The 24,908-nt window shown below is 70.6% G+C and carries 27 protein-coding genes; 10 read left to right on the plus strand and 17 right to left on the minus strand.

All coding sequences use genetic code 11. The features are described 5' to 3' along the window. Window positions 1-175 precede the first annotated feature (175 nt). The 4 genes from ACGFWI_RS26925 to ACGFWI_RS26940 form a co-directional block, all read right to left on the minus strand. Window positions 176-1,360, minus strand: coding sequence for a hypothetical protein (locus tag ACGFWI_RS26925; RefSeq protein WP_393908611.1), 1,185 nt, complete (start codon window positions 1,358-1,360; stop codon window positions 176-178). Window positions 1,361-1,445: 85 nt separating this feature from the next. Further along, window positions 1,446-2,012: a DUF6114 domain-containing protein gene (locus ACGFWI_RS26930; protein ID WP_393908612.1), complete on the minus strand. Its 567-nt coding sequence runs from the start codon at window positions 2,010-2,012 to the stop codon at window positions 1,446-1,448. A 130-nt stretch (window positions 2,013-2,142) separates the two neighbouring features. Beyond that, window positions 2,143-2,760, minus strand: a complete 618-nt coding sequence (locus ACGFWI_RS26935) for a DUF6230 family protein (protein WP_393908613.1) — start codon at window positions 2,758-2,760, stop codon at window positions 2,143-2,145. A gap of 611 nt (window positions 2,761-3,371) precedes the next feature. After that, complete coding sequence (locus tag ACGFWI_RS26940) at window positions 3,372-4,349, minus strand: tetratricopeptide repeat protein (protein ID WP_393908614.1); 978 nt, start codon at window positions 4,347-4,349, stop codon at window positions 3,372-3,374. A gap of 403 nt (window positions 4,350-4,752) precedes the next feature. On the opposite strand from ACGFWI_RS26940, the gene ACGFWI_RS26945 reads away from it, so the two are divergent. Beyond that, entirely contained in the window at window positions 4,753-5,397 is a 645-nt protein-coding gene (locus ACGFWI_RS26945; protein ID WP_393908615.1) for a TetR/AcrR family transcriptional regulator, read from the plus strand. A 58-nt stretch (window positions 5,398-5,455) separates the two neighbouring features. Here the strand turns inward: ACGFWI_RS26945 and ACGFWI_RS26950 are convergent, their stop codons facing one another. Together ACGFWI_RS26950 and ACGFWI_RS26955 are read right to left on the minus strand one after the other, a co-directional pair. Further along, window positions 5,456-6,457 (minus strand): SDR family NAD(P)-dependent oxidoreductase, encoded by a 1,002-nt coding sequence (locus tag ACGFWI_RS26950; protein ID WP_393908616.1) that lies wholly within the window; start codon window positions 6,455-6,457, stop codon window positions 5,456-5,458. Further along, the gene (locus ACGFWI_RS26955; RefSeq protein ID WP_393908617.1) at window positions 6,454-7,617 is read right to left on the minus strand and encodes a glycosyltransferase; all 1,164 of its coding nucleotides are present in this window, start codon (window positions 7,615-7,617) and stop codon (window positions 6,454-6,456) included. Before ACGFWI_RS26955 ends, ACGFWI_RS26950 begins: the two co-directional genes overlap by 4 nt. Before the next feature lie 57 nt (window positions 7,618-7,674). On the opposite strand from ACGFWI_RS26955, the gene ACGFWI_RS26960 reads away from it, so the two are divergent. Next, the gene (locus ACGFWI_RS26960; protein ID WP_393908618.1) at window positions 7,675-8,397 is read left to right on the plus strand and encodes a response regulator transcription factor; all 723 of its coding nucleotides are present in this window, start codon (window positions 7,675-7,677) and stop codon (window positions 8,395-8,397) included. Continuing rightward, window positions 8,394-9,797: a sensor histidine kinase gene (locus ACGFWI_RS26965; RefSeq protein WP_393908619.1), complete on the plus strand. Its 1,404-nt coding sequence runs from the start codon at window positions 8,394-8,396 to the stop codon at window positions 9,795-9,797. The genes ACGFWI_RS26960 and ACGFWI_RS26965 overlap by 4 nt, the downstream gene beginning before the upstream one ends. Before the next feature lie 6 nt (window positions 9,798-9,803). On the opposite strand, the gene ACGFWI_RS26970 is transcribed toward ACGFWI_RS26965, so the two are convergent. From ACGFWI_RS26970 to ACGFWI_RS26980, 3 genes are all read right to left on the minus strand, one after another. Next, window positions 9,804-10,145, minus strand: a complete 342-nt coding sequence (locus tag ACGFWI_RS26970; RefSeq protein ID WP_393908620.1) for a hypothetical protein — start codon at window positions 10,143-10,145, stop codon at window positions 9,804-9,806. Between the two features lie 16 nt (window positions 10,146-10,161). Continuing rightward, window positions 10,162-11,343 (minus strand): hypothetical protein, encoded by a 1,182-nt coding sequence (locus ACGFWI_RS26975; protein ID WP_393908621.1) that lies wholly within the window; start codon window positions 11,341-11,343, stop codon window positions 10,162-10,164. A gap of 75 nt (window positions 11,344-11,418) precedes the next feature. Then, window positions 11,419-11,763, minus strand: a complete 345-nt coding sequence (locus ACGFWI_RS26980) for a hypothetical protein (RefSeq protein WP_393908622.1) — start codon at window positions 11,761-11,763, stop codon at window positions 11,419-11,421. A 561-nt stretch (window positions 11,764-12,324) separates the two neighbouring features. On the opposite strand from ACGFWI_RS26980, the gene ACGFWI_RS26985 reads away from it, so the two are divergent. Continuing rightward, complete coding sequence (locus ACGFWI_RS26985) at window positions 12,325-12,915, plus strand: hypothetical protein (RefSeq protein WP_393908623.1); 591 nt, start codon at window positions 12,325-12,327, stop codon at window positions 12,913-12,915. A 45-nt stretch (window positions 12,916-12,960) separates the two neighbouring features. Here the strand turns inward: ACGFWI_RS26985 and ACGFWI_RS26990 are convergent, their stop codons facing one another. From ACGFWI_RS26990 to ACGFWI_RS27005, 4 genes are all read right to left on the minus strand, one after another. Continuing rightward, window positions 12,961-14,661 carry a methylmalonyl-CoA mutase gene (locus ACGFWI_RS26990; protein ID WP_393908624.1) on the minus strand — a complete coding sequence of 567 codons (1,701 nt, stop codon included), beginning with the start codon at window positions 14,659-14,661 and terminating at the stop codon, window positions 12,961-12,963. 191 nt (window positions 14,662-14,852) lie between these two features. After that, window positions 14,853-15,185, minus strand: a complete 333-nt coding sequence (locus tag ACGFWI_RS26995; protein WP_393908625.1) for a DUF3817 domain-containing protein — start codon at window positions 15,183-15,185, stop codon at window positions 14,853-14,855. Window positions 15,186-15,270: 85 nt separating this feature from the next. After that, entirely contained in the window at window positions 15,271-15,780 is a 510-nt protein-coding gene (locus tag ACGFWI_RS27000; RefSeq protein WP_393908626.1) for a MarR family winged helix-turn-helix transcriptional regulator, read from the minus strand. Window positions 15,781-15,823: 43 nt separating this feature from the next. After that, complete coding sequence (locus tag ACGFWI_RS27005) at window positions 15,824-17,200, minus strand: MFS transporter (RefSeq protein ID WP_393908627.1); 1,377 nt, start codon at window positions 17,198-17,200, stop codon at window positions 15,824-15,826. Between the two features lie 83 nt (window positions 17,201-17,283). Here ACGFWI_RS27005 and ACGFWI_RS27010 point away from each other — a divergent pair, with 83 nt between their 5' ends. Further along, window positions 17,284-18,264: a DUF5937 family protein gene (locus tag ACGFWI_RS27010; protein WP_393908628.1), complete on the plus strand. Its 981-nt coding sequence runs from the start codon at window positions 17,284-17,286 to the stop codon at window positions 18,262-18,264. A gap of 37 nt (window positions 18,265-18,301) precedes the next feature. Here ACGFWI_RS27010 and ACGFWI_RS27015 read toward each other — a convergent pair whose 3' ends face one another. Both ACGFWI_RS27015 and ACGFWI_RS27020 read right to left on the minus strand, forming a co-directional pair. Further along, a complete protein-coding gene (locus tag ACGFWI_RS27015; RefSeq protein WP_393908629.1) occupies window positions 18,302-18,613 on the minus strand; it encodes an MTH1187 family thiamine-binding protein in 312 nt (103 codons plus the stop codon). Further along, on the minus strand, window positions 18,610-18,960 hold the full coding sequence (locus ACGFWI_RS27020) for a DUF3817 domain-containing protein (protein ID WP_393908630.1): 351 nt from the start codon (window positions 18,958-18,960) through the stop codon (window positions 18,610-18,612). The genes ACGFWI_RS27015 and ACGFWI_RS27020 overlap by 4 nt, the downstream gene beginning before the upstream one ends. 201 nt (window positions 18,961-19,161) lie before the next feature. On the opposite strand from ACGFWI_RS27020, the gene ACGFWI_RS27025 reads away from it, so the two are divergent. The 4 genes from ACGFWI_RS27025 (at window position 19,162) to ACGFWI_RS27040 (ending at window position 21,813) form a co-directional block, all read left to right on the plus strand. Beyond that, window positions 19,162-19,800, plus strand: coding sequence for an AIM24 family protein (locus ACGFWI_RS27025; RefSeq protein ID WP_393908631.1), 639 nt, complete (start codon window positions 19,162-19,164; stop codon window positions 19,798-19,800). Further along, window positions 19,800-20,450: an AIM24 family protein gene (locus ACGFWI_RS27030; RefSeq protein WP_393908632.1), complete on the plus strand. Its 651-nt coding sequence runs from the start codon at window positions 19,800-19,802 to the stop codon at window positions 20,448-20,450. The genes ACGFWI_RS27025 and ACGFWI_RS27030 overlap by 1 nt, the downstream gene beginning before the upstream one ends. After that, window positions 20,447-21,220 (plus strand): AIM24 family protein, encoded by a 774-nt coding sequence (locus tag ACGFWI_RS27035; protein ID WP_393908633.1) that lies wholly within the window; start codon window positions 20,447-20,449, stop codon window positions 21,218-21,220. Before ACGFWI_RS27030 ends, ACGFWI_RS27035 begins: the two co-directional genes overlap by 4 nt. Window positions 21,221-21,336: 116 nt before the next feature. Then, window positions 21,337-21,813 carry a MarR family winged helix-turn-helix transcriptional regulator gene (locus ACGFWI_RS27040; RefSeq protein ID WP_393908634.1) on the plus strand — a complete coding sequence of 159 codons (477 nt, stop codon included), beginning with the start codon at window positions 21,337-21,339 and terminating at the stop codon, window positions 21,811-21,813. A 58-nt stretch (window positions 21,814-21,871) separates the two neighbouring features. On the opposite strand, the gene ACGFWI_RS27045 is transcribed toward ACGFWI_RS27040, so the two are convergent. Further along, window positions 21,872-23,275: a sensor histidine kinase gene (locus ACGFWI_RS27045; RefSeq protein WP_393908735.1), complete on the minus strand. Its 1,404-nt coding sequence runs from the start codon at window positions 23,273-23,275 to the stop codon at window positions 21,872-21,874. A gap of 4 nt (window positions 23,276-23,279) precedes the next feature. Then, complete coding sequence (locus ACGFWI_RS27050; protein ID WP_393908635.1) at window positions 23,280-23,996, minus strand: response regulator transcription factor; 717 nt, start codon at window positions 23,994-23,996, stop codon at window positions 23,280-23,282. Between the two features lie 108 nt (window positions 23,997-24,104). Here ACGFWI_RS27050 and ACGFWI_RS27055 point away from each other — a divergent pair, with 108 nt between their 5' ends. Beyond that, a complete protein-coding gene (locus ACGFWI_RS27055) occupies window positions 24,105-24,818 on the plus strand; it encodes a PepSY domain-containing protein (RefSeq protein WP_393908636.1) in 714 nt (237 codons plus the stop codon). Window positions 24,819-24,908: the final 90 nt, after the last annotated feature.

The following is a 24,908-nucleotide window of genomic DNA, read 5'->3' on the forward strand; positions in this document are numbered from 1 at the left end:
CCCCGCCGCCCCCCCCCCCCCCCCCGGGGCCCCGGCCCCCCCGGGGGGGGGGCCCCGCCCCCCCCCCCCCCCCCCCCCCGCGGGGGGGGGCCCCCCCCCGGGGGGGCCCCCCCCCCACCGCCGTTTTCTGCGGCTCCCGAACGGGTCCATGGTCCTCGGCCCGCTGCAGTGATCCTCAGCCCGTGATCGACTGATGCAGACCCGGGATGTGGAGATTGCCGCCGAACTGGCCCGCCTGGTCGATCTTCACCTTGGTGAAGTACGCGAACGGGACGTTGATCGGCGGCGGGTGCTCGGGGTCGAAGACGATCGGGATCAGACCGAAGAGGTTGCCCTGCAGCCGCTCGGTGTACATCGTCACCTTGCCGCCGCGGATCGTGGACGTCGACCCCGGTGCGCCCTGGACGTGGTACTTCTTCCCGGACGTCGGGTCGTCGACGATCTGGTGCAGATCGCCGATGTCGACGCTGTCGGCGGTGAACTTCAGGGCCTGCTTGGTGTGGCCGTTCTGTGTCTGGACATTGACGACGCCCTCATAGTTCAGACCGCGCAGGGTGAGCGCGCTGGACTCCAGGTGCCAGGGGTCGTCGGGCAGGGTGGCGGGGGTCTGCTCGCCCTTGCCCTTCTGCTTGTTCTCGACGACGCAGGGGTATGACTTCTTACCGCTGGCGTCCTTGCCGTCCAGGCCGCCGCCGGGCAGGGCGTTGTCCGCCGCACCCACCGCGCCGTGGACGGTGTCGTTGACCGTCTTCGACCCGTTCTTGGCGGCGTCCCCGGCCTTGCCGGCGCCGTCCTTGAGGCCGTCGACCGTGTCCGTGACCGGCTTGGTGACCTTGTCGGTGGCGGAGCCGGAGTCCTTGGACGCGGACGGCGAGGCCGACTCGGACGTCGAGGGGCTCGGCGAAGCCGACGGCTCGTCGGACTTGTCGCCGCCGAGGAGACCGCCGAGTGCGTCACCGACGCCGCCCAGCAGACCGCCGTCATCCTTCTTCTCCTCGGAGGCCGACGGCGACGGAGTCGCGGAGCCCGAAGGCTCGTCGGTCTTCGCGGAGCCGGACGGCGCGGGCTCGGGCGCCTTGTCGGCGTCCTTACCGGCCGAGGGTGAGGGCGAGGCGGACGGCTTGGTGTCGTCCTTGCCCTGCGTCGCACCCTTGTCGTCCGTCTTGTTCTGCTTGTCCGCCGCACCGTCCTTGGACTTGGTGTCCTTGTCGTCCACCTTGTCCGGAGCGGTGACGCACGGGCCGTCCTTGAAGGGGCTCTTGGGCGCCGGCTTGGCTATGGCCATCTGGGGCGTCAGCCCCATGCCCATGAGCACGGCGGACGGCATGGCGGCAATGGCTATCGCCTTGCCCGCGGGCACGTGGAGCCGAGTCAGCAGCGGCTTCCTCGGCGCCGCGTGCCTCGGCCCGGTTCTCGCCCCGGCAGCTGCGCTCTCGTGCAGCTCGTCACCCGGCACGGTGCCTCCCGTTCATTCCGTTGGTCGGGCTCGTTCCTGACAGGTCGTCCAGTCCATTGCCCGACCGGGGACCGGCAGCCGAGGCGGGGTGCGTGGCAAGCACCGGTCCGGCAACCGTGTTGCGGTCCGGTTCCTCGGCTTCGTCCCCGCTCCGGTCGGCCTTGCCCGGCGCCCAGGAGACTCCCAGCGCACCGCCGATCAGCCCCAGGAGGAAGCCGATCAGGAAGGCACCGAAGTTCGAGACGACCAGGGAGACCAGGGAGAGCAGAATCGCCGCCACACCCGCAAAAACGCGCGAGGCGGGCTGGAACCACATGGTCAGACCGAGCACGACCAGCAGTACGCCGATGATCAGCGAGCCGGCGCCGGCGGTGGTCGCCATGCGGACGGTCAGGGAACCGATCGTGAGATTCGCGTAAGGGATGTACATGATCGGGATGCCGGCCAGCAGAGTCAGCAAACCGCCCCAGTAGGGGCGGTGTCCGCGCCACTCCCGGAACGAAGTCCGCTTCCGGCCGATGGTCTCGATCAGCCGTGGTCGCGTTTCGGCGCTCATGTCGTACAGCTCCTCGGGACTGGCAAATCGGTGGTTCTGTGCTGGTGTCCTACTAGGCGCTACCCGGCGTACGGGCACGGGGAACGGCGAATGCCGCACAGCTCAACCCCGCGCCCGCACGCTCAGTGCGTCAGTAGCACTCGCTCTTGCCCTTGGCGACGCTCATCTTCAGGCCGCTGAGCTTGAACGTTCCGGCCGTAGTGGCCCATGCCTGCTGCCTGACGTGGGTCAGCACGGCCGAGTCGGCCTGCTGGGCGAACGAGCCCGGGTCGGCCTTGTCGCCCTTGTGCATGCCCGGACCCTTGGTCGTCGAGCCTGCAGCAACACCGATGTCGATGTTGTTGAAGGTCGCGTCCGCGTCCAGCTGGTCGAGGTCGATGTAAAGGTTCTTCGCCTCGACAGGCGTGCTACCGCCACCGGCCGACAGCTTCATCGACACATCGCCGAAGACCGGGACCGGAACGACTACCGACTGGCAGAGGTTCTTGATCTTGGCGTTCGAGAACCCCGAGACCGCCACCGGGACCTGCTTGCCGCCCTTCTGGGCGTCAATGGCTCCGTACTGAACAAATCCGGTGCCGTCCAGCCGGTCCGTAGTGACCTTGAACTGCTGGCCGGACACGCTGAACGACGCCGCGAGCGCACCCTGCGAGAGGGCAACGCCGATCGCGGCAGTAGCCGCGACGCTCGGCACCATGACGACGGCGAACCGCTTCCATCTGGTCCCGCCACGAGCCAGGGACTCCATGACTTTCCTCCTTCTCGGACGTACATCTCCGGTACGGGTCGCCTCAGTTGGGACAGCCCTACCTGGGATGGGAGAAGTGCTACGTCCTCGGGAAGGAGAGCGCCTGTCTCGGAGGCACAGCGTGTTCCGAATACCGGCGATCACCCCCGAGCGACAACCACTGGCCACGCTCTCGCGCAACCTCCTGGACAGGCCCTGCCGGGTGGGGCAGAGACCCCCCTGTCCACGGCCGGCGACATTGCCGCCGACCACTCGGTGGGGACCCAAGTACCCCGCGGCACCAACCGGATGCCGGGCTGCGGGAATGGACCGAGCCTGGCCGATCGTGGTCCATTCGAGGCCGCCGCACAAGGGGCTCGTTACTTGCGGGTAACGACCCGATAACCACGCCACGACCCACCGAAATCAACCGGACACACACGGTCGCCACTAACGGTGAGGGGACATTGGGCAATTGCGGACACAGTGCCGCAAGGAGGCCGCTCAGGCTTACTTGAAGTAACAGCGGCCACGATTACCAAGTTTTGGTAAAACGTGGCCGCCGAGTCGTTTGTTCGGTCAACTCATGGAGGTCGTACTGGTCAGAAGCGGGCGAGTTCGAAGACAGCGGGTCAGAACAGCACCCGGGCCAGCGCGGTACGCGCCGCCGTCACCCGCGGATCCTCCGCACCGATGACCTCGAACAGGTCCAGCAGCCGCAGCCTCGCGGCCTCCCGGTCGTCACCCGCCGACCGCTTCACCGCGTCGACCAGCCGGCTGAACGCGTCCTCGATGTGCCCGCCGACCAGGTCGAGGTCCGCGGCACGGATCTGCGCCTGCACATCGGCCGGATTCTCCGCGGCCTCCTGGCGCACCGCCTGCGGGTCCAGATCCTGCACCCGGCGCAGAAGTTCGGCCTGGGCCAGGCCGAGCTTGGCCTCCGGGTTGGCCGGGTCATCGTTGAGCACGTTCTTGTACGCCTGGACGGCACCGCCCAGATCGCCGTCGTCGAGCGCCTGGTTCGCGGCCTCCAGCAGCGCGTCGTAGGGACCGGCCGGGACCGGCGGGGCCTCGGCCTCCTCCGCCGGCTCGCCCGCGTCCTGCGCGTCGAGCGGCGCCCCCACGATGCCGAACTGCTGCTCGGCGGCCTGCACCAGTTGGTCGAGCACCTCGCGGATCTGCGACTCCGGGGCCGCGCCCTGGAACAGCGGGATCGGCTGCCCCGCGACGACCGCGAAGACCGCCGGGATGCCCTGCACCCCGAACTGCTGGAACAGCATCTGGTTGGCATCGACGTCGATCTTGGCCAGCACGAACTTGCCGGCGTACTCGCCCGCGAGGCGCTCCAGCAGCGGACCCAGCTGCTTGCACGGCTCGCACCACTCGGCCCAGAAGTCAATGACGACCGGGACCTCGGTGGAGCGCTGCAGGACGTCCTGCTGGAACCCCGCCTCGTCGACGTCGAACACCAGGCGGGCACCGCTCACGGGTGCCTGGCCCGTACGGGCGGCCTCGGCGCGTGCCTGCTCCGCCTTCTGCTTCGCTTCCCCGGCCGCCTTCACCGCTGCGAGGTCGACGACTCCACTCATGGACATATTGCGTGGCTGCATGGGTCCATCCTCCCCCCTGGGCGGGCCGTTCCGAAAAGCGATCCGGAAAGCACTGCGGTCGGCGACGCGGTCGGTACTGCGGCCCGCGGTGCGGACGGTCGGTCCGGTGCCCCCGCAAGGCCTTCGTGCCGGGCGGCGCACCCCGTCCGTACGCCCCGCCGGAATGCCGGCGTACGTCCGGGATCGCTGCCCGTTGCGGTCCCGAGGAGGACCGGTGTGCGGTCCCGAGGAGGACCGTCGTGCGCGGCCATGGGTCCCCACCCATGGCCAGTGGCTATCGCTCTTACGCTACGACCCGTAGCGTAACTGGCCGTCGCCCCTGCACAACAACCGGTTCCGGCCCCGTGGAGAGTGATCTGCCTCACAGGGGGCGCCGCCCGTACTCGCCGGTATGGTCGCCCGCATGCACCACGCCGCCAGCCCCCGGAAAGGCCGCACGGGCCGCCCCCGCAGCGCCGAGACCGATTTCGCGATCCTGCACGCGACCCGTACCGCGCTCGTCGATCTGGGCTGGGGGCGGCTCACCATGAGCGATGTGGCGGCCCGGGCCGGCGTCGCCAAGACGACGCTCTACCGCCGCTGGGCCAACAAGAACGAGCTCGTCGTGGACGCCGTGGCGGTCCTTTTCGACGAGCTCGAACTCCCCGACCGGGGGTGTCTGCAGTCCGACATCGAGGGCGTGGTGCTGCAGTTCGGCGCGCTGCTCGCGCGGCCGGAGACCAAGACGGCGCTGATGGCCGTGGTCGCCGAGTCCACCACCGACGAGGCACTGCGCGAACGGATCCGCTCGGCGATCGTCGACCGCCAGAAGCGGCTGGTCCTGCTCGGCCGCTCGCGTGCGCAGGCCCGTGGCGAGCTGCCCCCGGACACCCCCGGTGAGGAGGGCGAGCGGGCAGCGGCCCGCAACATGGACCTGATCTTCGATGTGATCGCCGGGGCGATCGTGCATCGCACCCTGGTCAGCGGTGAACCCGTGGATGCCGCGTGGGGGCGTGACTTCACCGCCCTCTTCCTCACCGGGCTGTCCGGCCTGGGCGACCAGGGCTGAGGCCGGAACCGGCCGCCCGGCCGCGGCGCGACACCGAGGTGCCCCGCCGCGGCGCCGGTCAGACCTGGTAGCGGTCCACCGCGAACAGCCGCAGGTTCCCGGCCACCCACTCCGACGTCCACTTCAGCCCCTGCTCCAGGGAGACCTCCGGCCGCCACGAAGCCCACTCGCGCGCCCGGGAGTTGTCCGACAGCAGCCGCTCGACCTCACTGCCGGCGGGCCGCAGCCGCGCGGTGTCCACCACCACCTCGGCCTCCCGTCCCGAGGCCGCTATCAGCGCCTCGGCGAGCGCCCCGATGGCGATCTCCCGCCCGGTGCCGAGGTTGACGACCTCGCCCAGCGCCCGGTCGCAGTCGGCCAGCGCGAGGAATCCGGCCGCGGTGTCCGTGACATAGGTGAAGTCACGGGTCGGGGTGAGCGAGCCGAGCTTGATCTGCCGGGCACCCGAGTGGAGTTGGGCCAGGATCGTGGGGATCACGGCGCGCGCGGACTGCCGGGGCCCGTAGGTGTTGAACGGCCGCACCACGGTCACCGGCAGCCCGAAGGCGTGCCGGTGCGACAGCGCCATCATGTCCGCGCCGATCTTCGAGGCGGAGTACGGCGACTGCGGCTGCAGCGGGTGGTCCTCGCCGATCGGCGCGGTCAGCGCGGTCCCGTAGACCTCACTGGTCGACGTGTGCACCAGCCGTCGCACCGCATGCCGCCGGCAGGCCTCCGCGACGTTCTCCGTACCGACCACATTCGTCTGCACATAAGCGCCCGGCGCGTCATAGCTGTACGGAATCCCGATCAGCGCGGCCAGATGGAAGACGGTGTCGCAGCCCGCGACCGCGTCCATCACCCGGCCCGCGTCGCGCACATCCCCCGCGATCATCTCGACCGGGCCGCCCGGCACGAGATAACGCGCCAGATTTCCCTTTTCGGCGTACGGCTTGTAGTGGACGAACGCGCGCACCTGGGCGCCGGCCTCCACCAGCATGTCGACCAGGGCCGAGCCGATGAATCCCTCGGCGCCGGTGACCAGGACCTGACGGCCCGTCCACTGCGTACTGCTGCTCATGCTGACTCCTTCATCGTGAGGGGGTGGTTGTCGTGCGGGTGGCCGGCCAGCGCCAGCACCTTGGCGGCCAGCAGCCCGGCGGCCCGCGCATGGGTACCGGGGTCGGCGGCCGCGCCCATCGCGGCGAGCCGGCCTGGATCGTCGAGAAGCGGGGTGACCAGCTCGTCCAGCCGCTCCGCCGAGGTCTGCGGATCGGGCAGCAGCAGCGCCGCCCCGGCGTCCGAGAGCACCCGTGCGTTATGTGTCTGGTGGTCGCCCGGCGCGTGCGGATACGGCACGAGGACGGCCGGCATCCCGATGGTGGCCAGCTCCGCGACGGTCGCCGAACCGGCCCGGCACACCACCAGATCGGCGGCGGCATACGCCAGATCCATCCGGTCCAGGTACGGCACGGCCTGGGCGACCGCGTCCCCGCCGTTCGCCGCCAGGAGGGCCCGGGTCTCCTCCAGGGCCGCGGGCCCGGTCTTGATCAGCAGCCGCAGGTCGGTACGCGACCGGTAGCGGCCGGCCAGGCCCACCGCCGCCTCGGTCAGCCGGGCCGCCCCCAGGCTTCCGCCGTTGACCAGCAGCAGCCGCGCCCCGTCCGGGACACCCAGGGTCCGCCGGGCGGTGGGCCGCAGCCCTGCCCGGTCCAGCTCGGCCAGCGGGCCCACCAGCGGCATCCCCACCGTCTCCGCCCGCTCACCGCCCGCCAGATGGTTCCGGCTGCGGTCGAAGGCGAGGGCGATGTGCGGGGTGAGCCGGGCCGCGAACTTGTTGGCCCGGCCGGGCACCGCGTTGGACTCATGGACCAGGCTCGGGAGCCCGGCCAGCCTGGCCCCGACGATCACCGGGGCGCTCGGATAGCCGCCCATACCGACCGCGACCTGGGCTTTCTGTTCCTTGAGGATCGTCCGGCACTGGGCACCCGAGCGCAGCAGCGCGGCCGGCAGCAGATAGCGTCGGGCGCCGAGCGAGGGGTCGAAGGGAATCATGTCGACGGTGTGCAGCCGGTATCCGGCCTGGGGGATCAGCCGTGTCTCCAGGCCGCGTTCGGTCCCGACGAAGGAGATCACCGCATCGGGCACGGCCCGGCGGAGCGCGTCGGCGAGAGCGAGTCCGGGATAGATGTGGCCGCCGGTGCCGCCCGCACCGATCACGACAGAGAGTGGTGTGCGCATGCTCGCCACGCTCGCGATGCGCCCTAAGAAGCTTCTAAGAGAGGTGTTTGGCAGCCTATGTCCATGCCGTCCACGCCCGGGAACACCCCCGCCGCCAAGATCCTCGTCGTCGACGACGAACCGGAGGTGCGCGCCGCCGTGGAGGACGGCCTCGCCGTGGAGGGCTATGAGGTACGTGGCGCCGCCGACGGCCTGGCCGCCCTCTCGGAGGTCGCCGGCTGGCAGCCGGACGCCATCGTCCTGGACGTGATGATGCCCGTCCTGGACGGCCTGGCCGTCTGCCGCCGGCTGCGCGCCCTGGACGACCGCACCCCGATCCTCGTCCTGACCGCGCTGGACTCGGTCAGCGAACGGGTCGACGGGCTCGACGCCGGCGCCGATGACTACCTCGTCAAACCGTTCGCCCTGGACGAGTTGGTGGCCCGCGTCCGGGCCCTGCTGCGCCGGGCCTCGACCACGGCCGTCGAGGACACCCGGTTCTCCTTCGGCGATCTGGTCGTCGACCCCATGACCCGCACCGGCCACCGGGCCGGCCGGCCGCTGGAGTTCAGCCGCACCGAATGGGCGTTGCTGGAACTGCTGCTGCTGCACCCCGGGCAGGTGCTGCCGCGCGAAGTGATCCTGGAGCGCGTCTGGGGCCGCGACTTCGGGCCTGACTCCAACTCCCTGGCCGTCTACATCGGTTATCTGCGCCGCAAGCTGGAGGCGGACGGCGAGCCGCGCCTCGTCCACACCGTGCACGGGGTGGGCTACCGCCTGGACCACGCGGAGGGCGCATGACCGGCACCCGCGGCCTGGGGGCCCGCTGGCGGCGCCGCCGCCCGCTGCGCGCCCGGCTGGCGCTGGCCGCCTCCTCCGCGGTGGCACTGGTGGCGGTCGGCGTCTGTGCGGCCGCGTTCTCCATCATCGACTACCAGATGACCCGTCAGCTGGAGCTGAACCTGACCCAGACGGCCACGCAGGCCATCCGGCAGCGCCACGACTGGGGCCCGACGGCAAGTGACACCCTCTGCCGATACCCGGCCTCGCCCTGTATCCAGATCGTGCCGTCCGACCCCGACAAGGACCCGCGCGAGCGGTATGAGCTGCCCGTCTCCGACGCCACCCGGCAGGTCGCCGACGGCCGGCACGCGGCGTTCTACAACAAGCTCACGGTGGCCGGGCAGCCGGTCCGCATGCTCACCATGCGCCTGGGGACCAAGGACGAGGCGGTGCAGGTCGCCCAGCGCTCCGACACCGTCGACCGAGGCGTACAACAGGCCGCCTGGGCGCTGTCCGCGGTCGGCGGCATCGGCGTCCTGCTGGCCGCCGCACTCGGCTACTGGGTGTCCCGTACGGGCCTGGCCCCGGTCGCCCGGCTCACCGCCACCGCGGAACGCATCGCCGCCACCCGCGACGCCCGCCACCGCATCGAACTCCCCGCGGGACCACCGGCCCGGGAGGACGAGGTCACCCGCCTCGCCACCAGCTTCAACACCATGCTCGGCGAACTGGAACAGTCCGTCACCGCCCAGCGCCGCCTGGTCGCCGACGCCTCGCACGAACTGCGCACCCCGCTGACGGCGCTGCGCACCAACGCCGAGCTCCTGGCCCGCGCCGACCGCCTGACCGACGCCCAGCGCGACCGCGCCTCGGCCGCGCTGGGCCGCCAGCTGCGCGAGGTCACCACCCTCGTCAACGACCTGATCGAACTGGCCCGTGACGAGGAGCCGCAGCCCCTGGTGGAGCAGGTACGCCCGGCCGCCCTCCTGGAGCACGCGGTGACCGCGGCCCGCGAACACTGGCCGGAGATCACCTTCAGCGCCGGAATCGACCCGGCAGCGGCCGGCCTCACGATCCCCGGAGTGCCGCCCCGCCTGTCCCGGCTGCTGTCCAACCTCCTCGACAACGCCGCGAAGTTCTCCCCGCCGGGCGGTCCGGTCGACACCGAACTCGCCGTCGTTTCAGGCGAGTTGGACCTGACGATCCGCGACCACGGCCCCGGCATCGCGGAGGACGACCTCCCCCATGTCTTCGACCGCTTCTACCGCGCCGAGACGGCCCGCGCCCTGCCCGGCTCCGGCCTGGGCCTGGCCATGGCCCGCCAGATCGCCCGCGCACACGGCGCCGAACTCACCGCCGAGCAGGCGCCGGGGGGCGGGGCGCTGTTCCGGCTGCGGGTGCCTGTCGCAACGCCGTAGAGCCGGTCACCGGCCGCCCTCAGCCTCTTTCTCCGCCGCCTTCTCCTCGACCTCCGCACGCACCGCCTGCCGGTCCTGCGGCGGCATCGACCGCCAGCTCTCCCGCATCCCGGAGATCCCGTCGGTGAGCGCCCGGTACCCGGACGGGTCGTCGAGGACGTCCTTCAGCTCCACCCGGCCACCGAGCATTTTGCGCGCCAGATCCTGCAGTGCGGGCGGCGCGGCCGGATTGCCCCGTACGGCTCGGAGCGCCTTGGTCAGGTGCTCGTTCTGCTCCTCCGAGAGGTCCTTGTCCTCGACGGGGTAGTCGCGGTCACCGGGGGCGGTGATGTCGTCGCTGCTGTTCATGGTTCGGGAGTTCCTCTCAGCCGAAGGCGTTGCGCGCCCGATCGGCCTCGGCCTGGCCGCTTTCGGTGGTGGGGGCGGGAGGAGGGGTGGGCGTGGCGCTGCGGGTGGAGGCATCGGTGGACGCCGATCCGCCGGACTCACCGGCCCCGCCGCCCGACGAGGACGAACCGCCGGACGAGGAGGCCGCAGACCGGGACCCGCCGCTCTCGGACGAGCCACCCGACCCGCCGCTTCCGGACGACGCGTCGGAGCCGCCGTCGGACGTACCGCCTTCGCCCGAGCCGTCGCCCTCGGCCGGTGCCTCTTTGTTCTTCGTGACGATCCCGGCGACTTCCGTCATCCCGGCGGCCTGCTCCTGCTGCCCCTCCCAGATCTTCTTCCCTCCGCCGGAGAAGTCGCCCTGCGCGACCTGCCCGACGCCCTGTCCCATGTGGTAGGCACCGGTACCGACCTTGCCGACGTCCTTGAGCTTGTCGCCGAATCCCACGTGGCCCTTGTCGTCGACGTCCACGACGGGCTTCAGCCCCGCCCGCCCGGCTTCCTTCCAGTCGAACCCGTCCTGCGCCCCGAAGTGGCTCTTGATGCCCTGGGTGGCGACGTTCTGCCCGAGCCCCTTGAGCGCGTCCTTGCCGATGTCCTTGAGCAGGTCCACGGCCATCTCTTTGGCGCTCTTGACGACCTTCTTCTCGATCGCCTCGGTGATGGCCTGGACGATCTTCTGCTTGGCCTCGTTGATGATCCTCCGGACGATCACCCGGGTCGTCGCCGTGGCCGCCGCCGCCCCGGCCTCGGAGGCCCCCAGCGTGACCGGCGCGGCCGCCTGGGCGATGGCGAACTCGACGGCCAGCGCGATGAGTTGGGCGATCACCGCGATCTTCATGACCATCACGATCGTGGCCACCACCTGGAGCACGACGGCGAGCACCTCGGCGGCCTCGATGGCCTCGTCCAGGTAGCCGCCGCCGTCGCCGTACTTCTTCCAGTTGTCGCCGAAGGCCTCGATCGCCTCACCGGAGTTGGCGCCGCGCACGGTGTTCGCGGCGGTGGTGCCCTCGGCCTGGTGCCGGCGAGCGGCGGCGGCGAAGCTGCTCCACGCCTCGGCCGCCTCCCGCATCTTGTCCTCGTCGACATTGGGCCACTGAAAGCCCAGCAGGTCGAGGATCCAGTCGACCTCGGTCGGCAGCATGATGGTGGCCACGGTGCGTAAATCCCCCGAAAGCGCGAATGCGTTGATGGTTATTGCGGATATCCGGCGGCGGACGCCGGTGAGGTGTCAGGTCGCGATATCGGGGCGGTTTGCCGCGTACTTCGCGAGATGGTCGTGCTGCTCCTGCTCGGTGGAGCCGTAATGCGCGCCCATCGCCTCAAGCTTGTTGCCGATCTTGGCGATCGCCTCACCGAGGTGGGGCATCGAATCGCAGATGCCCTCCGCCACCGGGCCGTAGAAGTCGTTGAAGGTACCGACGAAGTCGTCCTTGCCCCAGGCCTCACCGGGATCGCCACCCACAGCGGCCTTCAGCTTCTTGGCGGCCTCGCTGAAATCGGAACCGATATCCCCGAAGACACCACCCTGCGTCTTGAGCACGGCCGGATCCACGTCATAGCCGGAGCCTGCCACGAGCTTCCCTCCATACCATTAAAGATCAGATCATTTTGATGCCGTACGGTATCTCACGCCCGCCGGACGGAAGTGGGAGAAACGTGAAGGCCGTTCGCATCCGCATTGCTGACGACGATGCCTGTCGGACTCCCGGGGAGCGGGTTCCGTGATCCCGTCGGCGACCATGAAAGGGGTGCCGCACTCGTGTCCGAGCCTCGGCCCGCGTCCGGCGCGGTGTCATCGAGGCGCTGTGCGCAGGCGTGCTGCCGCCCGCTGCCGCCGCCGCGGCCCTCACCCTTTTCACCGTGCGGGGACTGACCACGACGGGCCCGACAGGTACACACGGAACCTTCACTGCGAAGGGGTGTTCCGAATGCCGCAACTCCACCTCACGGCAGCCCGGACGCCGGCCGCGGAGAAGTCAACCGCCGGTCAGCGCGGAAGGCCTGATCGCATGCCGGTTCCCGCCCGCTCCGGCGGTTTCAAAAAAGGACGCCCCTGGCGACGCACGACGCCGCCCGTCATGGAACATTCCCCTCACCACGACCTCACCGGAGCTCCCGGGAAAGGATGCCCAACATGCCCCAATTTCCCTCCACATCCACGATAAAGCGAGCGTGGGGGCGATTCCTCCATCTGGTCGCCATGATCATGCTCCTGGCGTTCAGCGTGGTTTTCGCCTGGCTGGGACTGGCCCAGGCGGGCGTTATGGGCACGCAGGGAACATTCACCGTCGAGGAGTGCCACCTCGTCCGGCACCACCACACCTCCGGTAAGCGCGGCACCGGTTCGACCACCGACTACACCTGCACGGGACGATTCCGCTCCGACGACGGAAAGGTCGTGGCCGAAAATTCCCAGATGAGTGGTCTGCAATCCAGCTATCCGAAGGCGTCCACCATCTCCAGCCAGCGCAGCGGCAATCAGGTCATCCTGCGCAACGACCGGGGCGCCGCGGTGAAATTCATCATCGCCTTTGCGGCTCTCCTCGTCGACGCCTTCGTCTTCTTCTGGTTTGTCACGCGTTTCGACAAGAACGGCCTGACCTTGAAGGAGACCTGGCGTACGACCAGGGGCACACCGACCCGCGCGATCGTGGTCGGCGTCTCGGCGGTGGCCCTCGTCGGGATCGCCGCCGGCACGGTCGGCGCCGTCGCGCTGCCCGGCTGAGCAGGCGGCCCGCGGGGGTTGGCCGGCGGTGCGCCCCAACCCCCGTCAGAACCCGGCCGGCTCCGTATAGACGCCCCACTCGTCCCGCAGCACCCCGCAGATCTCGCCGAGGGTCGCCTCGGCCCGTACGGCCTCCAGCATCGGCTCGATCATGTTGCCGCCGTCGCGGGCGGCTTCCAGCATCGCCTTGAGCGAGGTCTGGACCCGGGCGTCGTCACGGGACTGTTTGCGCTGTGCGAGCTCCCGCACCTGCTCGCGCTCGACCTCGTGGCTGACCCGCAGGATCTCCAGATCGCCGGTGACCGAGCCGTGGTGGCAGTTGACGCCGACGACCTTCTTGTCGCCCTTCTCCAGCGCCTGCTGGTACTGGAAGGCGGATTCGGCGATCTCGCCGGTGAACCAGCCGTCCTCGATGCCGCGCAGGATGCCGGACGTCATCGGGCCGATCGGGTGCTCGCCGTTCGGGACCGCCCGCCTGCCGCGCTCCTTGATCTGCTCGAAGATCTTCTCGGCGTCCGCCTCGATCCGGTCGGTCAGCGACTCGATGAACCACGAACCGCCGAGCGGGTCCGCGACGTTGGCGACGCCGGTCTCCTCCATCAGCACCTGCTGGGTGCGCAGCGCGATCTCCGCGGCCTGCTCGCTGGGCAGCGCGAGGGTCTCGTCGAGCGCGTTGGTGTGCAGCGAGTTCGTCCCGCCGAGCACGGCCGCCAGGGCCTCGACGGCGGTCCGTACGACGTTGTTGTACGGCTGCTGGGCGGTCAGCGAGACACCGGCGGTCTGGGTGTGGAAGCGCAGCCACTGCGCCTTGTCGCTCGTCGCGCCGTACACGTCCCGCATCCAGCGGGCCCAGATGCGGCGCGCGGCACGGAACTTGGCGATCTCCTCGAAGAAGTCCAGATGCGCGTCGAAGAAGAAGGACAGGCCGGGGGCGAAGGTGTCGACGTCCAGGCCGCGGGAGAGGCCCAGCTCCACATAGCCGAAGCCGTCGGCGAGCGTGTACGCCAGCTCCTGCCCGGCCGTCGCGCCCGCCTCGCGGATGTGGTAGCCGGAGACCGAGAGCGGCTTGTACGCGGGAATGCCGCGCGCACAGTGCTCCATCAGGTCGCCGATCAGGCGCAGATGCGGCTCGGGCTGGAAGAGCCACTCCTTCTGTGCGATGTACTCCTTGAAGATATCCGTCTGGAGGGTGCCGTTCAGCACACCCGGATCGATCCCCTGCCGCTCGGCGGCCACCAGATACATGCAGAAGACCGGGACGGCGGGTCCGCTGATCGTCATCGACGTCGTGACATCACCCAGCGGGATGTCCTGGAACAGGACCTCCATGTCGGCCGCCGAGTCGATGGCGACGCCGCAGTGCCCGACCTCGCCCAGCGAGCGCGGGTCGTCGGAGTCCCGGCCCATGAGGGTGGGCATGTCGAAGGCGACGGAGAGGCCGCCCCCGCCCGCCTTCAGGATCATCTTGTAGCGCTCATTGGTCTGCTCGGCATTGCCGAAGCCGGCAAACTGGCGGATCGTCCACGTCCGCCCGCGGTAGCCGGTCGGATACAGGCCCCGCGTGAAGGGGAACTCGCCCGGCCACCCGATCCGCTCGAACCCCTCGACCGAGTCTCCGGGCCGGGGCCCGTACGCCGGCTCGACGGGATCACCCGAGAGCGTGGTGAAGTCCGCGTCCCGCTTCCGGGCGGAGTCGTACCGAGCCTGCCAGCGGCGGCGGCCCTCATCGATCGCGTCAGCGTCCATGCTGCAAATTTACTTGGACGTCCTAGTACTTGTCGACGGGAGAGGGCCGTGAGTTGCCACACGCATCGTCGATGTCACGTTCCGTAATGGGTACCGGGCCACGCAAACGCGCCCGTCCGGCACAGGGACAGGCGCGTAGGGGGAGGTCGTAAGGGGTGCCATCGGACCGCGCCGAGGCGGACCGGGTGCGGTCAGACCTTCACCGGCTCCGGAGCGTCATCGGCGATCAGCGGCTCGATCTCCCGCACCACCTGGCGCTCCACGAAGAAGGCGGCGGTGGGGATCGTGCCCGAGATCAGCACCCACAGCAGCTTGCCGAACTTCCACTTGGCCTTGGAGCCCAGGTCGAAGGCGAAGACCAGGTAGATGATGTAGAGCACGCCGTGGATCTGCGAGACGACGAGGGTGAGGTCCTTGCCCATCCCGAAGCCGTACTTGAAAACCATGCACGTGCAGAGCACCAGCAGCATCACGGCGGTGATGTAGGCCATCGCCCGGTAGCGGGTCAGGACGCTTCGCTTCATGCCCCGAGCGTAACGACCCGTTCCGGGGCGATCTTCGCCGCCCCCCTGCGAACGCCGGGCCCGCCGGGGAGGGTGAGGACACCCGCTACTCGTCCTGGAAATCCGCCGCCGCCACCCGCAAGGGCCGCAGCATCGCGAAGATCTCCCCGCACTCCTCGGCGTCGTACGCCCTGAGTCCGAAGTCCATCTCCATCAGATCGCGGGTCGCCGCGTCACACACCTCGCGACCCTTCTGGGTGATGGTGGCGAGCGTGCCCCGGCCGTCGTTCGGGTTCGGCCGCTTGGCGACGAGACCGGACTTCACCAGCCGGTCGACGGTGTTGGTCACCGAGGTCGGATGCACCATCAGCCGCTCGCCGATCTTCGACATCGGCAGCTCACCGGCCTTGGAGAAGGTCAGCAGCACCAGTGCCTCGTAGCGGGCGAAGGTCAGCCCGTACGGCTTGACCACCGCGTCCACCTCGGCCAGCAGGATCTGATGGGCGCGCATGATCGAGGTGATGGCGGCCATCGAGGGCACGGCGCCCCACCGCTGCTGCCACAGTTCGTCGGCGCGCGCGATGGGATCGAAAGCAAGGCTGAGCGGCTTCGGCACGCTTCCGACCCTACCCGGCGCTCAAATGGTGGTCAGCCGTGTCTCAGTTTTCGGTATCGGGGAGCGGTCCGGCCGCCCCGCGCACCACTCCACCCGCCGCACGGACCGCTCCCGCCGGCCGTCCCGGCGCCGTACGCCGCACCTCCCGGATCACCGCCAGTACACAGACCACCCCCAGCACTCCGGCGGCCGGCATCACGACCCGCAGCGGTGCGTACTCCGCGGCGGCGCCGGCCAGCCCCATCGCCAGCCCCATCACCGTCATCCGCCCTGCCTGCATCACCGTCATCGCCTGTCCCAGCAGCTGCTCGGGGACCGCGGCGACGAACCAGCGGTCGACACCGAAGTTGTACGAGATCCCGGTGCCGGTCAGTACGAGCAGCAGCACCGCCCAGCCGAGCGACGGCTGCGCGGCGAAGCCGAGCGAGGGCAGGACGGCGAAGACGCCCATGGGGAAGGTCAGCCGGGTGCGGGCGTGCGGGCCGAGGAACGAGCCCGCCAGGCTCTCGGCGACCACCGCCCCGATGGGCATGCTGCACATCAGCAGCCCCATGCCGGCCGGGCCGACGCCGAGCAGACCGGCGTAGGCGATCAGCAGCGCTTCGGGGACGACGACGAACGCCGGCGGCAGCCAGGTCAGCAACAACAGCGCCCGCACCCGGCGGTCGGCCAGCAGCCGCCGGACCCCGCCCAGCGAGGCTCCCAGCAGCGCACCGCGCCCCTCGCCCCGCGCCACGTCGCGCGCCGGCCGCGCCAGGGTCCCCAGCCGCAGCAGCAGCGCCGAGCCGAGGAACGTACCCGCGGTGATCGCGAGCACCGCCCCCGGGGACACCACGGCGAGCAGCAGGCCCCCGGCCCCGAACCCGGCGAGCTGTGCGCTCTGGTTCACGATCCGGATCACCGAGCGCCCCAGGACGAACAACTCCCCCTCGCCGAGGATCTCCCCCAGCGTCGCGGCGCGGGTCCCGGCGAAGACCGGCGCGACGGCCGCGATCACACAGCGCAGCACCAGCAGGACCGCGACCGGCGTGCCCGGCGCCACCATCCCCGCCGCCGCCGGCGCGCACAGCAGATCGCAGCCGACCAGCACCCGCCGGGCCGGATACCGGTCGGCGACCGCGGACAGCAGCGTCCCGCCGAGGACGTACGGCAGCAGTCCCAGCGCAAACGTCAGGGCGCTCAGCAGCGGCGACGCGGTGAGCCGGAAGACGAGGACGGACAACGCGAGTTCGCAGACGACCACGCCCAGCGAGGACAGCAGATGCGCGGCGAAGACGAACCGGAACTCCGGGACGGCGAACACGGCGCGGTAGCCGTCCTCGCGGGCCTCGTCGGCGCAGGGTCCGGCGTCGGCGGCAGCGCCCTCATCGGGGCAGGCGGGAAGGCGGCCCGATGGCACGGGCCCGGCAGGGGAGGGCATGCACGCAGCCTGCCGGACGCCGGTTCCGCCCCGTATTGTTTCGGATGCAGCCGAATCCCGGGGCGGGGGGAGCGTGCACGGCCATGCCGGTGAACCTGCACTTCGGGGCCGACGACCTGCTCCGCATCCGGTTCGCCGTCTCACCGCTGTGCGAGACCCATGAGGCCGTCCGCACCCTGCGCCGCGCCAACCGGCACGGCTATCACGCGCCGTGGCTGCGCCGGATGCGCCAGGCGCTGGCCGGCCTGGATCTGATGCCGCTGTGGCTCTTCATGCCGTCGTCGGGCTACACACCGGACTTCCTGGGCCGCCCGCCGGAGACCCCGATGGCCGGCTTCGACGAGGAACTGGGGCGGCTGCGCGCCACCGACCCGGCCCTGGCCCGCGCCGAGATGGCCAAGTCGCTGGCGGGCACGCCGGGTGCCGCACAGTCGGCGCGCGGCCGGGCGGCGCTGGCGGATCCGGCGCGGGCCGTACACGAGCTGGCCCAGGTCACCGAGCGGGCCTGGCGGACGCTGATCGCCCCGGACTGGCCGCGGCTGCGGGCGCTGCTGGAGGCCGAGATCGCCTATCGGTCGCGCCAGTTGGCGGGCGGCGGACTGCAGCGGCTGTTCGCCGATCTGCACCCGCGGCTGTCCTGGTCGGGCGGGACACTCACGGTCCGCACCCGTACCGACATCGCCCGGATGCAGGATCTGGACGGCCGCGGGGTGCTGTTGCTGCCCAGCGTCTTCGTCTGGCCGGACGTGATCAGCGGATTCGACCCGCCCTGGCAGCCCACCGTCATCTATCCGGCGCGCGGCATCGGCGGGCTGTGGACCGAGCCGGAGACGGGCCCGGCGCTGGCGCGGCTGCTGGGGGCGAACCGCGCCGCCGTACTGGCCGCCCTCGACGCGCCGTCGACCACAACGGCCCTGGCCCACCGGCTCGGTCTGGCGCCGTCCTCCGTCTCGGTGCACCTGTCCGTGCTGCGCGACGCCGGTCTGCTGGCCTCGCGCCGGCACGGACACCAGGTGCTCTACGAGCGCACACCGCTGGGGATCACCCTGGCGGCGGGAGGGTGAAGCCCGGACGGGCGCTCAGGGGTGTCCCGCGGACGGCTCAGGAGCGGCGGGCGTCGCCGTCCGCGAGGTACCGCTCCACGGTCTCCACCTTCGAGGTCAGTCCGTCCGTGACGCCCGGCCGGATGTCGGCCTTGAGCACCAGGGAGACCCGCCCGGAGCGCGCCTCGACGGCCGCGACCGCGCGCTTGACGACGTCCATGACCTCGTCCCACTCACCCTCGATGGAGGTGAACATCGCGTCCGTGCGGTGCGGCAGCCCCGATTCGCGGACGACCCGGACCGCGTCGGCGACGTACTCGCCGACGTCCTCGCCGACACCCAGGGGGCTCACGGAGAAGGCGACGATCATGCGTTCAGGACCCCTTCCTTGCGGGCGCGGGCCGCGATCACGCCGGCCTCTTCTTCGCGCTTGAGCACCTTGTCCCCGTAGAGGCCGCCGAACGGCAGGATCGCCAGCACGAAGAAGAAGGCGACGCGCTTGGCGGGCCACTTCGTGCGGTTCCACACGTCCAGCAGCAGGACCACGTAGGTGATGAAGAGCAGGCCGTGGATCAGGCCGAGCGGCATCACCAGGGAGTCGTAGTCGAAGGCCAGACGGAAACCGGTGCCGAAGATCAGCAGCGCCGGGAAGGAGAGCGCCTCCGGGATGGATGCCAGGCGCAGTCGGTGCAGGGCGGCGGCGGTCTTGATGTCCACGGGAACCTCGTTCGGGTGGCGGGCGAGGAGCACTGCTTGTGCAAGAGTTCACAAGCTTCGCCCCATTGTTACAGCCGTCTCGGCGATCACCGCGCCGGGGGGAGGTACGGGACGCCCCGGGCCGGCGCCCGGCGGAGATCAGGGCGATATCAGGGCCGAAGGACCTGCCCCGCGCGGCCGCGGCCGACTACCGTCTGACCCGTGGCTCAGTTTCGGCTCCAGGGGAGCAAGGTGCTCGCCGTCGACATGACGGGCGACGCCGTCAAGGCGAAAAACGGTGCGATGGTCGCGTACGACGGCCAGATGTCGTTCAAGAAGATGTCCGGTGGCGGCGAGGGCCTGCGCGGCATGGTCACCCGGCGGCTCACGGGCGAGCAGATGGCCGTGATGGAGGTGAAGGGCCACGGCACCTGCTTCTTCGCCGACCGCGCCAGCGAGATCAACTTGGTGCAGCTGCAGGGCGAGAAGCTGTACGTCGAGGCCAGCAATCTGCTGTGCACGGACGCCGCGCTGCGGACGGGCACGACCTTCACCGGCCTGCGCGGCGCCTCCCAGGGCAACGGCCTGTTCACCACCACCGTCGAGGGCAGCGGCCAGGCGGCGATCACCTCCGACGGCCCCGCGGTGGTACTGCGGGTCACCAAGCAGTACCCCCTCCAGGTCGACCCGGGTGCGTATGTCGCCCACACCGGCGACCTCAAGCAGCACTTCCAGTCCGGGGTGAATTTCCGCACCTTCCTCGGGGAGGGCTCCGGCGAGGCCTTCCAGATCCGCTTCGAGGGCGAGGGTCTGGTCTACGTCCAGCCCAGCGAGCGCAACACCGTGGGAGGTGAGGTCTGATGCCGTTCACGGTGCTCAACTCCCGCATGGTGGAGGCCAGGATCGGGCCGGGCCAGCGGCTGTTCAGCCAGCGCGGCGCGATGCTCGCCTACCGGGGCGACGTCAATTTCACCCCGAACATCCAGGGCGGCCAGGGCGGTGTCGGCTCGATGATCGGCCGCCGGATCGCCGGTGAGGCCACCCCGCTGATGACCGTCGAAGGCACGGGAACGGTCATGTTCGGCCACGGCGGCCATCACGTCCATGTCGTCGACCTGACGGGCGAGACGCTCTACGTCGAGGCCGACCGGCTGCTGGCCTTCGACGGCTCGCTCCAGCAGGGCACGATGTTCATGGGCTCGCAGGGCGGGGTGATGGGCATGGTGCGCGGCCAGGTCACCGGCCAGGGCCTGTTCACCACGACCCTCAAGGGCGTCGGCTCGGCCGCGGTGATGGCACACGGCGGCGTCATCGAGCTGCCGATCACGTCCCAGCGCCCGGTCCATGTCGACCCGCAGGCCTATGTCGCCCACCGCGGCGACGTCCGCAACAAACTGTCCACGGCGCTCGGCTGGCGCGACATGGTCGGCCGCGGCTCGGGCGAGGCCTTCCAGCTGGAGCTGTCGGGACAGGGCACCGTCTACGTACAGGCGTCGGAGGAAAAGCTGTGACCGGTCCCGTCGTCCACGACGCCTCTTCGCTCCCCTCCGACGACAACGTCAACGCGTACGCCTTCAGTGTCGAGCTGAACGGCCAGTGGTTCCTGCAGAAGGGGAAGATGATCGCCTACTACGGGCAGATCGACTTCCACGGCATCGGGCACGGCCGCCTGGACCGCCTGATCGCCGGAAGTTTCCATTCGCCATTGCACGCCGCGGACTGGGTCGTCGCCGAGGGCCGCGGAAAGATGCTGCTCGCGGACCGTGCCTTCGATGTGAATTCCTTCGATCTGGAGGAAGGCAACCTCACGATTCGCTCGGGCAACTTGCTTGCATTTCAGCCATCTCTCGCACTGAAACAGTCGATCATCCCGGGCTTCCTCACCCTCATCGGGACGGGCAAGTTCGTGGCCGCTTCCAACGGCCCGGTGGTCTTCGTGGAGCCGCCGATCCGGGTGGACCCGCAGGCGCTCGTCGGCTGGGCCGACTGCCCCTCCCCGTGCCACCACTACGACCACCAGTACCTGCGGGGATTCCTGGGCGGGCTGCGGGCGCACACCGGAATCGGCGGCGCGTCCGGCGAGGAGCACCAGTTCGAGTTCATCGGCGCCGGCACGGTCCTGCTGCAGTCCACCGAGCAGCTGATGCCGGAGCTGGCAACTGGGGCGGTACCGAACGAGGCGGGCGTTCCGGGCGGGGGTGGACACGCTCCGCAAAGTGGCTCACAACTGCCCCAGCTCCCTGGCAACCTCGGGAGCCTCCAGCGCCGCTTCGGGCTGTGAGCGGTACTCTGCGGACGGTGACCTCGAACGTCTGACCAACGTCCGCCCCCGGCCGCCGGTGTCACCACCTTCAGCTGATTAATTCACTATTCAACTTTCACGGGTAGAATCATTCCATGACGACCGACAGCGACACCCCCTGGCTGACCGACCAGGAGCAGTGTGCCTGGCGCACCCACCTGGACGTCAGCAGGCTGCTGATGCACCAACTCGAACGCGATCTGCAGCCGTTCGGCCTGACGAACAATGACTACGAGATCCTGGTCAACCTCTCTGAGGCCGAGGACCGACGGCTCCGGATGAGCGACCTGGCAACCAGCACCCTGCAGTCCAAGAGCCGTCTCTCCCACCAGATCACCCGGATGGAGAACGCGGGTCTGGTGCGCCGCGAGAGCTGCGAGTCGGATCGCCGCGGCCTCTACGCCGTGCTCACCGACGAAGGCTGGGACACCATGCGCCGGGTCGCCCCGCACCATGTCGCCTCGGTCCGCAAGCACTTCATCGACCTGTTCACCACCGACCACCTCCAGGCGCTGCGCACCTCGCTCGCCCCCGTCGCCGAGCACCTGCGCAAGGAGCGCGGCGGCCTCTGACCGCCCGGCCTCGGCCCCCTGACCGGGCCGAGGCCCCGCGGCCCCGGGCCGCGGCGGGTCAGTCGGCCACCGGCAGCCGCAGCTCGAACACCGACCCCGCGCGCACGGCCAGCGAGCCACCGTGCCGCACCGCGACGTCCCGCGCAATGGCCAGCCCCAGCCCGGCCCCGCCGTCGTCCCGTGCCCGCGCGTCATCGAGCCGCACGAACCGCTCGAAGATCCGCTCCCGCTCGCCTTCCGGCACCCCGGGTCCGTCGTCCTCGACCCGCAGCACCACCCACTCCCCCTCGCGCACCAGGCCCACCCGCACGGACGAGACGGCATGCCGCTGCGCATTGTCGAGCAGATTCCCCAGCACCCGCCCCAACTGGCCGCGGGACCCGGTCACTTCCCCGCTCGCCGGCTCCCCCACGCGCACCGGGATCCGGTCCGCGATCCGCTGCGAGCTCTCCTCGCGCACCATCGCCGCCAGATCGACCCGGGCATCCGCCGGCCGCTCCCCCGCATCCAGGCGCGCCAGCAACAGCAGATCCGCCGCCAGCCGCTGCAGCCGTACGGTGTCTTCCACCGCACCCGGCACATCCAGCAACTCCGGGTGTGCCACCCCCACTTCGAGCTGGGTGCGCAGACTCGCGATCGGGCTGCGCAGCTCGTGCGAGGCGTCCGCGACGAACCGCCGCTGCCGCTCCACGGACGACTCCAGCGCCGCCAGCGTCTCGTTGGTCGTCCGCGCCAGCCGGCCGACCTCGTCCTGCGACGACGGCACCGGCACCCGCCGGCTCAGATCCGTACTCGCCGTGATCGCGGCCATCTCCCCGCGGATCCCCTCCACCGGCCGCAGCGCCCGCCGGGTCACCAGCCAGGTCACCCCCGCCACCACCACGAGCAGCAGCGGCAGCCCGCTCAGCATGGCCGTCCGCACCGACCCCACGGCATCCTGCTCCGGCTCCAGCGGCGACCCCGCCCGCACCGTCGCCTTCTCACCACGGGTGTCCTTGGCCTCCACCAGCGCGAACCGGTAATCGGCCACCTTCCCGTCGACGTTCGCGGTCCCGTCCCGGTGATCGACATCCCCGTCGACCTCACCGGGCTTGAGCCCACGCCTGTCATCGTCGTCGTCATCGCCCGACACCCCCGGCCCGACGCTCCCCGCCCCCTGCTTCGCGCCGCCGACCGGCTTCCCGTCGACCGCGCGCACCTCCTCGCCGACCGCCAGCACCCGTCCGTCCTCATCGGCGACCACCACCGGATGGTCCTCGCCGTCCGGCAGTTCCAGCTTGTCGTACGGCGTACCCGTCGCGATCTTCGAGGCCACCTCCCGCGCCGCGACCTCGGCCTGCAGCCCGGCCTGCTCCTGCAGATTGCCGCGCAGCACCAGCAGCACCGCCGTCCCCGCCGCGATCAGCGCCAGGGCCACCACCACGGTCGCGCCGGCCGCCGCCCTGGCCCGTACGGAGCCCAGCACCCTACGCACCGGCCACCAGCCGGTATCCCGCGCCGCGCACCGTCACGATGTGCCCGGCGCCGAGCTTGCGCCGCAGTGCGCTCACATACACCTCGATGATGTTGACATCGCCCTCGTAGGCGAAGTCCCAGACGTGCTCCAGGATCTCCGCCTTGGAGACCACCTCCCCCGCCCGCAGCGCCAGCTGTTCCAGCACGGCGAACTCCTTCGTCGTCAGCGCCACTTCGGCACCGTCCCGCTCCACCCGCTGCGCGCCCTGGTCGAGGGTCAGCGCCCCCACCCGCAGCACCGGCAGCGCACTCCGGCCGTGCCGGCGCAGCAGCGCCTTCACCCGCGCCACCAGGACCACATACGAGAACGGCTTGGTCAGATAGTCGTCGGCGCCGGTGTCCAGGCCCTCGGCCTCGTCGTACTCGCCGTCCTTGGCCGTCAGCATCAGCACCGGCACGTCATGGCCGGCGGCCCGCAGCGCCCCGCACACGCGGTAGCCGTTCATCCCCGGCAGCATGATGTCGAGCACGATCAGGTCATAGCCGTCCGCCGTCGCCCGGCGCAGCCCCTCCAGGCCGTCGTGCACCACGTCGACCGCGTACCCCTCGGCCATCAGACCCTTGGCCAGCGACAGTGCCAGCCGCTTCTCGTCCTCCACGATCAGGAGACGAAAGGGACGGCGCGCGGCGTCTCCGGGAGGGCGGTGGCGCGTGACGGGCGGGTACATGCGCTCACCATGCCACCCCGTAGCTGAAGCCCGCTTCAGGTGCCTTCAGCGTCCCTTCAGCTTCGTTCGGCCAGTGTGTGGGCACAGCCGATCGCAAGGGGAGAACACATGAAGCGCCGACTCATCATCGCCACCGCCGCCGCGGCCGCCCTCGTCGCGGGCGGCACGGTCACCGCCGTCGCGGTCAGCAACGACGGCGGCGCCGGCACCCCGTCCGGCCACCCGCTCTCGGCACAGCCGGCCGCCCAGCACGCGGGGTCGCACGGCTCGGGCACGGCCCAGGTGCAGGACGGTTCGTCCAGCATCCGGATGCAGGACGACGACGCGAACGGCCAGGAGGAGATCCGCGAGGCCAACGCCGCCAAGGTGACCGCACCGGACGTCGCGGCCGCCGCCCTGAAGGCCGTCCCCGGCACCGTGACCGGTCTCGACCTGGACGCGGACCGCCCCGGCCTGGTCTGGGACGCGGATGTCCTGGGCAAGGACGGCACGTGGCACGAGATCACCCTCGACGCCGGCAATGCGCGGGTTCTGAACCAGCACGTCGACCACGAGGACGACGACGACCACGCCCGGGAGCGGGCCGCCGTCAAGAACGCCAGGACCGACGCCGCGGCCGCCGCGCGTACCGCCGCGGCCTCGCACGGCACGGTGACCTCCGTCGAGCTGGACGACGACCACCGGGCGAAGGCCGTCTGGGAGGTCGAGACCGTCACGAAGGACGGCAAGGAGCACAAGCTGCTGGTCGACCCGCAGTCCGGCAAGCTGAGCGCCGCACCGCACCACGCGGACGACGACGACAACGACGGTTCGGACGACTGACGCCGGACGCCGCCTCCGACCGGCCCTCGCCCACGATGCTGTGGGCGGGGGCCGGTGGCGTGGCTTGTGACGGGGACCGGTGGCGTGGCT

This window comes from Streptomyces sp. NPDC048434 (assembly GCF_043200375.1).
Taxonomy (GTDB): Bacteria; Actinomycetota; Actinomycetes; order Streptomycetales; family Streptomycetaceae; genus Streptomyces.